We start from the raw sequence: 6,519 nt of genomic DNA on the forward strand, positions 1-6,519 counted from the left end.
CACACCGCCGTGGCGGCCCCAGCGGCCGCCACGGCATCCGTGAGTCAGCACAGAGAAGGGCCCGCCCGCCGATGGACGTCGAGAACGAGCAGCAGAACGGGACGCCGGCCGGTACCGACGCCACCGCCACCACCAGTGCGCAGCGCGACGCCGCCCGCAGCCCGATCAGCCGCCGTGCCGTCATCGGCTGGGCCGGCGCCGGGGTCGCCCTCGGCGCGGCCGGGGTGGGCTCGGTCGCCGCCGCGACCCGCCAGGACGACGACGCCCCGGCGCAGGCCGCCGCGGGCGGGGACATCCCGTTCTACGGCGAGCACCAGTCGGGCATCTCCACACCGGTCCAGGACCGGCTGCACTTCGCCGCCTTCGACGTCTCCGCCACGGCCACCCGCGACTCGCTGGTGAAGATGCTCAAGGAGTGGACCAAGGCCGCCGCCGCGATGACCGGCGGCCGTGACGTCGGTACCGGCGCCGTCAGCGGTCTGCCCGAGGCGCCGCCGGACGACACCGGCGAGGCCCTCGGCCTGCCCGCCTCCCGGCTCACCCTCACCATAGGCTTCGGTCCCACCCTGTTCGAGAAGGACGGTGTGGACCGCTTCGGCCTGCGGGCCAAGCGCCCCGAGGCCCTGATCGACCTGCCGAACTTCAAGGGCGACAAGCTCGATCCGCAGCGCAGCGGCGGCGACCTCTGCGTCCAGGCCTGCGCCGACGACCCGCAGGTCGCCGTGCACGCGATCCGCAACCTGGCCCGGATCGGGATGGGCACGGTCAACATCCGCTGGTCGCAGCTCGGCTTCGGCAAGACCTCCTCCACCACCCCGGACGCCCAGACCCCGCGCAACCTGCTCGGCTTCAAGGACGGCACCCACAACATCGCGGGCACCGACACCGCCCGGCTCGCCGAGCACGTCTGGGCCGGTCCGGGGGACGGTCCGGAGTGGATGACCGGCGGCTCGTACCTGGTCGCCCGGCGGATCCGGATGCACATCGAGACCTGGGACCGCACCTCCCTCAAGGAGCAGGAGGACGTCTTCGGCCGGACCAAGGGCGAGGGCGCGCCGTACGGCAAGGCCAAGGAGCACGACGCGCCGGACCTCAAGGCGATGCCGGCCGACTCGCACGTGGCCCTGGCCCACCCGGACGCCAACAACGGCCTGATGATCCTGCGCCGCGGTTTCTCCTTCACCGACGGCACCGACGGCCTCGGCCGCCTGGACGCCGGCCTGTTCTTCCTCGCCTACCAGCGCGACAGCCGCAAGGCGTTCGTCCCGCTCCAGCAGCGGCTCGCCGCCAGCGACAAGCTCAACGAGTACATCCAGCACGTCGGCTCCGCCCACTTCGCCTGCCCGGCGGGCGTCCGCAAGCCCGGTGAGTGGTGGGGCCAGGCCCTCTTCGGCTGATCCCCGCCCGACCCGTACGTACCACCTCTTCACCCCCCAGGAGCCAGCGTGTTCGGCAACTACCTGATCGGCCTGCGCGAGGGCCTCGAAGCCAGTCTCGTCGTCTGCATTCTGATCGCCTATCTGGTCAAGACCGGCCGCCGGGACAAGCTTCCGCCGGTCTGGGCGGGCATCGCCGCCGCGGTCGTCCTCAGCATGGTGTTCGGCGCCGTGCTGCAGTACGGCTCGACCCAGCTGACCTTCGAGGCCCAGGAGGCGCTCGGCGGTTCGCTGTCGATCATCGCCGTCGGCCTGGTCACCTGGATGGTGTTCTGGATGCGCCGCACCGCCCGCCATCTGAAGACCGAGCTGCACGGCAAGCTCGACGCGGCCCTCGCCATGGGTACGGTCGCGCTGGTGGTCACCTCCTTCCTGGCGGTCGGCCGCGAGGGTCTGGAGACGGCGCTGTTCATCTGGTCGGCGGTGCAGGCCACCAACGACGGCTACAACCCGATCATCGGTGCGGCGCTGGGCCTGCTCACCTCGGTGGTGCTCGGCTGGCTTTTCTACCGCGGCGCGCTGAAGATCAACCTGGCGAAGTTCTTCACCTGGACCGGCGCCATGCTGGTCGTCGTCGCGGCCGGCGTGCTCGCGTACGGCGTGCACGACCTGCAGGAGGCCGGCTGGCTCGGCGGCCTGCACAACGTGGCCTTCGACATCAGCAGCACCATCCCCAAGGACAGCTGGTACGGCACCCTGCTGAAGGGCGTGTTCAACTTCCAGCCGGACCCGACGGTGCTCCAGCTCGTGGTCTGGGCGCTCTACCTCGTCCCGACGCTGGCGATCTTCCTCGGCGTCTTCGGCGGCAAGCCGGCCAAGCCCGTCACCCCGGGCGCCGGCTCCGCCAGGCCGGCCGCCTGACCGGCCCGCACCCCAGGACCAGCCTCCCGCCCCGCCCGGCCACCCGCCGGGCGGGGCGGTTCGCGTTCGGCGGCAGGTGCCCGCTACCGGCCGTTGCGGTAACTCGCCATCACCACCAGGAAGACGATGAAACCGATGACGCCGAGGACGATCGGCCAGGCCCGGATCTCCTGCTGGAAGTCGCCCGCGCCGTGCGACTCGGACAGGTGCTGCTCCGCCTTGGCCCGCGCGAACGTCCCGGCGCGCTTGCGGTAGCCGCAGCTGTCGCAGACCACGTACCGCTGGTTGTTCCCGCCGTGGGTGATCCGCATCGTGTGCTGGTGCCCGTCCGGGCCGTCGCCCGTGATCCTGCTCGTCTCCATACCGGACCCCCTGTCGTTCCCCATTGCTCCGTATCGGAACATCGTCGCACGTGCCACCGACAACCGGCCCAGGGGGAGGGGGCGTTCACGGCGGATCGCCGCCCCGGAGGCGTGACCCGGCCGAGGCCGTGCCGGCCACCCCGGCGGTCGCCCAACTGCCGCTTTCCGAAGCGGGGTTCACCACCGGCTCGCGCCAACCGCCCAGCCGGGGCGTGGTGTTCGCGGCGCCGTGGGACCGGACCGGAGCTGAGGGCCGGTCAAAAGTTCACCTCCAGGGTCTACCCGCGTAAACCGGCGAGCGTCATGCTGGTTGCCAGCCCGGGCCGCTCCGCCCGGGGGCTTCCGCCTGCCCTCACCGATTCTGGAGTCCCCGCATGCCTGCGATACGTCCGCTCCACCGTGCCCTGGTGGCCGCCGTCGGCGCCCTGCTGCTGCTCGCCGCCACGCTGCTGGCCGGCGCCGGCAGCGCCCAGGCCGCCCTCCCGAGCCCCGTCTCGGCCGCCACCGCCCGTACCTACCTGGCCTCCATGGCGGCCATCGCGGAGTCGCACGCCGACAACTACGACCGTGCGCTGTTCCCGCACTGGATCACCATCTCCGGTACCTGCGACACCCGTGAGACGGTCCTCAAGCGCGACGGCTCCGGCGTGGTGACCAACGCCAGCTGTGCCGCCGTCAGCGGCAGCTGGGTCTCGGTGTACGACAACGCCACCACCTCCAACGCCTCCTCCTTCGACATCGACCACCTGGTGCCGCTCGCCGAGGCCTGGCGCTCCGGCGCCTGGGCCTGGACGACGGACCAGCGCAAGGCCTTCGCCAACGACCTCACCCGCCCCCAGCTGCTCGCCGTCTCCGCGAGCTCCAACCGTTCCAAGGGCGACCAGGACCCGGCCCACTGGCTGCCCCAGGCGTCCTACCGGTGCACCTACGCCCGTGCCTGGGTGCAGGTGAAGTACTTCTACGGCCTGACCGTCGACAGCGCCGAGAAGAGCGCCCTCACCGGCATCCTCAACGGCTGCTGAGGAAACGTTCCCTCCGTACGCCGGAGCCCCGGCCGCCAGGACTCGGGTGAATCGAGTCCGCTGCGGCCGGGGCTCCGGCGCTTCGCGCGGTCGGCTACGCGCCCTTGATCGCGCCCAGGATGTCCAGGCGGGACGCCCGGCGGGCCGGCCAGACGGCGGCCAGCAGGCCGATCAGGGCGGCGCCGATCAGGAAGCCCACGATCTGCACCGGCGGCACCACGGTCGTGATGTTCTTGATGCTGTCCGCCAGCGTGCGGTTGCCCGCCCAGGCGACCACGATGCCGAGCAGCACACCGACCACGCCGCCGAACAGCGCGATCATCAGCGACTCCAGCCGGACCATCCGGCCGATGCCGCGGCGGTCCAGACCGATCGCCCGCAGCATGCCGATCTCCCGCCGGCGCTCGAACACCGACATCGCCATGGTGTTCACCACGCCGAGCACCGCGATCACCACGGACATGCCCAGCAGCCCGTACATCATGTTCAGCACGGCGGTGACCATCTGACTGGTCTCCGCCTTGATGTCCTTCTCACCCTTGACCGCGATCAGCGGATTGCCGCCGGTCGCGTCCCGCAGCGCCTGCTTCAGCGCGGCGTCGGCACCGTTGGCGCCCTTGACGAGGACCTTGGTCAGACCGGAGCCGGCCGAGGCGTGCGGGCCGACCACGGCGTCGGGGGCGATCATGCCGGCCAGCACGGTGTTGGCCTCCAGCACGCCGCCGACCGTCAGCGAGCCCTTCACACCGTCGGGGTAGGTGACGGCCAGGGTGTCGCCCACCTTGAGGCCGTTGTGCTCCGCGGAGCCCGAGCTGATCAGCAGCTTGCCCTGCTTCAGGGCGTCCGCCGAACCGTCCGTGACCTTGACGGCGGCCAGCTGGTCGATCGTCGTGGCGTCGACGCCGGTCAGCCACTCGGTGCCGTCGTCGGTCTCGACCGACACGCTGCGCATCACGCTCATGGCGGTGACGCCGGGCGCCTTGGCGATCTGGGTGGCGACCTCGGGGGAGAGCGTCGAGAAGTTCTGCATGGCGACCGTGTAGTCGGCCTTCATGTCGATCGCGGTGGCCTCGTCCACGGCCTTGCTCACCGAGGCGCCGACCACGGTCAGCGCGGTGATCAGGGTGACGCCGATGGTCAGCGCCGAGGCGGTGGCGGCGGTGCGGCGCGGGTTGCGGACGGCGTTCTCCTGGGCCAGCTTGCCCGGGGTGCCGTACAGCCTGCGCAGGGCCGGGGCGAGCAGCGTGATCAGCGGCCGGGACAGCAGCGGGGTCAGCACGAAGACGCCGACCATCAGCGCACCCGCGCCGAGGCCGACCAGACCGACCGCCTTGGCCGCGGAGCCGGCCAGCAGACCGCCGACGCCGACCGCGGCGAAGAGGAGGCCGATCGCGTTGCGCACCCGCAGGCTCTTCTGCGAGGCGGGCTGCTCGACCGAGCTCATCGCGGCCACCGGGGCGATCCGGGAGGCCCGGCGGGCCGGCAGCCAGGCGGCCAGCACCGTCACCACGACCCCGACGCCGACCGAGGCGATCACGGTGGACGGGCCGATCACCAGCGGACCGTCCGGCAGACCCGCGTCCAGCGGGCCGTTCAGCAGCGACTGCAGGCCCGCGGCGATGCCGATGCCGGCGAGCAGGCCGGCCAGCGAGGAGACCAGGCCCACCAGCAGCGCCTCGATCAGCACGGACCGGGTGACCTGCTTGCGGCTGGCACCGACGGCGCGCAGCAGCGCGAGTTCCTTGGTGCGCTGGGCGACCAGCATGGTGAAGGTGTTGGCGATGATGAAGATGCCGACGAACAGCGAGATGGCGGCGAACACCAGCAGCGCCCTGCCCAGGCCCTTGGTGCCCTCGGCGATCATCCGGTCCTGCTCGTCGGCCAGTTCACGGCCGGTCTTCGCCTCGATCGAGTCATTGCCCTGCGGGACGGTCTGCCGCACGGCGGCGAGCAGCGCGCTGTCGTCCGCGCCGGGCTTGCCCTTGACGTCGATCTCGGCGAACCGGCCGGGGGCCAGGTAGAGCTGCTGGGCGGTCGCGGTGTCGAAGGCGGCGAGCGAGCCGCCGGAGAGCACCCGCGGGTCGTTGGCGTGCAGCGTGCCGGTGAGCTTCAGCTCCATCACCGGGCCGTTGACGGCCACCCGGACGGTGTCGCCGACGTTGAAGCCGCCCTTCTCGGCGGTCTTGGTGTCCAGGGCCACCTCGCCGGAGGTGCGCGGGCCGCGCCCGTCCACCAGCGGGTAGCGCGGGTCGGTGCCGTCGGCGCCGGGCACGAAGTTGGTGCCGGTGGTGGTGAAGCCGTTGCCGATCAGGGCGCCGTTCCGGTCGGCGATGCCGGCGAAGCCGCTGACCACGCCGCGCGCCTCGGCGGCGCCGGGCAGTGCCGCGATCGCCTTGCGCGTCTCCTCGGTCAGGGTGGGCCCGCCGGTCGCCTTGGCGCCGCGGTCGTAGCCCCGGACGACGGCGTCGCGGTCGCTGACCGTGACGGCTATGTCGGTGTAGCTCTTGGCGCTCTGGGACCTGAGCGCGTTGCCGAGGGTGCCGGTGAAGACGAGGGTGCCGGCCACGAAGGCGGTGCCCAGCATGACGGCGAGGGTCGTCATCAGCAGCCGGGCTTTGTGGGCCAGCACATTGCGCAGTGCGGTGCGGTACATGAGGGAGTGTCAGTCCTGAGGTGTCTGGGGGCGGCCGGAACGGGGTCGGAGCCCGGACGGGTGGGTGCGGGGGCCGGCCGGCTCTAGCTGGTGCGGCCCTTGGCGTCGAAGCGGCGCATGCGGTCCAGGACGGTGTCGGCGGTGGGGTGGACGAGTTCGTCGACGATGCGGCCGTCGGCGAGGAA

The 6,519-nt window shown here is 71.9% G+C and carries 5 protein-coding genes and 1 pseudogene; 3 read left to right on the forward strand and 3 right to left on the reverse strand.

The features are described 5' to 3' along the window. The first annotated feature begins 71 nt into the window (after positions 1–71). Together efeB and efeU are read left to right on the forward strand one after the other, a co-directional pair. Positions 72–1,397 (forward strand): iron uptake transporter deferrochelatase/peroxidase subunit, encoded by a 1,326-nt coding sequence (gene efeB / locus ACIO5D_RS35290; protein WP_400800195.1) that lies wholly within the window; start codon positions 72–74, stop codon positions 1,395–1,397. 48 nt (positions 1,398–1,445) lie between these two features. Further along, positions 1,446–2,297, forward strand: a complete 852-nt coding sequence (gene efeU, locus ACIO5D_RS35295) for an iron uptake transporter permease EfeU (protein WP_363612104.1) — start codon at positions 1,446–1,448, stop codon at positions 2,295–2,297. An 83-nt stretch (positions 2,298–2,380) separates the two neighbouring features. On the opposite strand, the gene ACIO5D_RS35300 is transcribed toward efeU, so the two are convergent. Beyond that, positions 2,381–2,659: a hypothetical protein gene (locus ACIO5D_RS35300; protein ID WP_363612106.1), complete on the reverse strand. Its 279-nt coding sequence runs from the start codon at positions 2,657–2,659 to the stop codon at positions 2,381–2,383. 374 nt (positions 2,660–3,033) lie between these two features. Between ACIO5D_RS35300 and ACIO5D_RS35305 the strand changes: the two genes are divergently transcribed. Then, the gene (locus ACIO5D_RS35305) at positions 3,034–3,681 is read left to right on the forward strand and encodes an HNH endonuclease family protein (protein ID WP_400800198.1); all 648 of its coding nucleotides are present in this window, start codon (positions 3,034–3,036) and stop codon (positions 3,679–3,681) included. A gap of 94 nt (positions 3,682–3,775) precedes the next feature. Here ACIO5D_RS35305 and ACIO5D_RS35310 read toward each other — a convergent pair whose 3' ends face one another. Further along, positions 3,776–6,334 (reverse strand): ABC transporter permease, encoded by a 2,559-nt coding sequence (locus ACIO5D_RS35310; protein ID WP_400800201.1) that lies wholly within the window; start codon positions 6,332–6,334, stop codon positions 3,776–3,778. Between the two features lie 83 nt (positions 6,335–6,417). Then, positions 6,418–6,519: pseudogene (locus ACIO5D_RS35315) on the reverse strand (ABC transporter ATP-binding protein); the annotation flags it as partial.

The organism is Kitasatospora sp. NPDC087315, assembly GCF_044744345.1.
Lineage (GTDB): Bacteria > Actinomycetota > Actinomycetes > Streptomycetales > Streptomycetaceae > Kitasatospora.

Bases quoted from the DNA above. Each gene is read 5' to 3' on its own strand.
- ACIO5D_RS35310 (WP_400800201.1), bottom strand. From the start codon at position 6,334: ATGTACCGCACCGCACTGCGCAATGTGCTGGCCCACAAAGCCCGGCTG.
- ACIO5D_RS35305 (WP_400800198.1), top strand. From the start codon at position 3,034: ATGCCTGCGATACGTCCGCTCCACCGTGCCCTGGTGGCCGCCGTCGGC.
- efeB (WP_400800195.1), top strand. From the start codon at position 72: ATGGACGTCGAGAACGAGCAGCAGAACGGGACGCCGGCCGGTACCGAC.
- ACIO5D_RS35300 (WP_363612106.1), bottom strand. From the start codon at position 2,659: ATGGAGACGAGCAGGATCACGGGCGACGGCCCGGACGGGCACCAGCAC.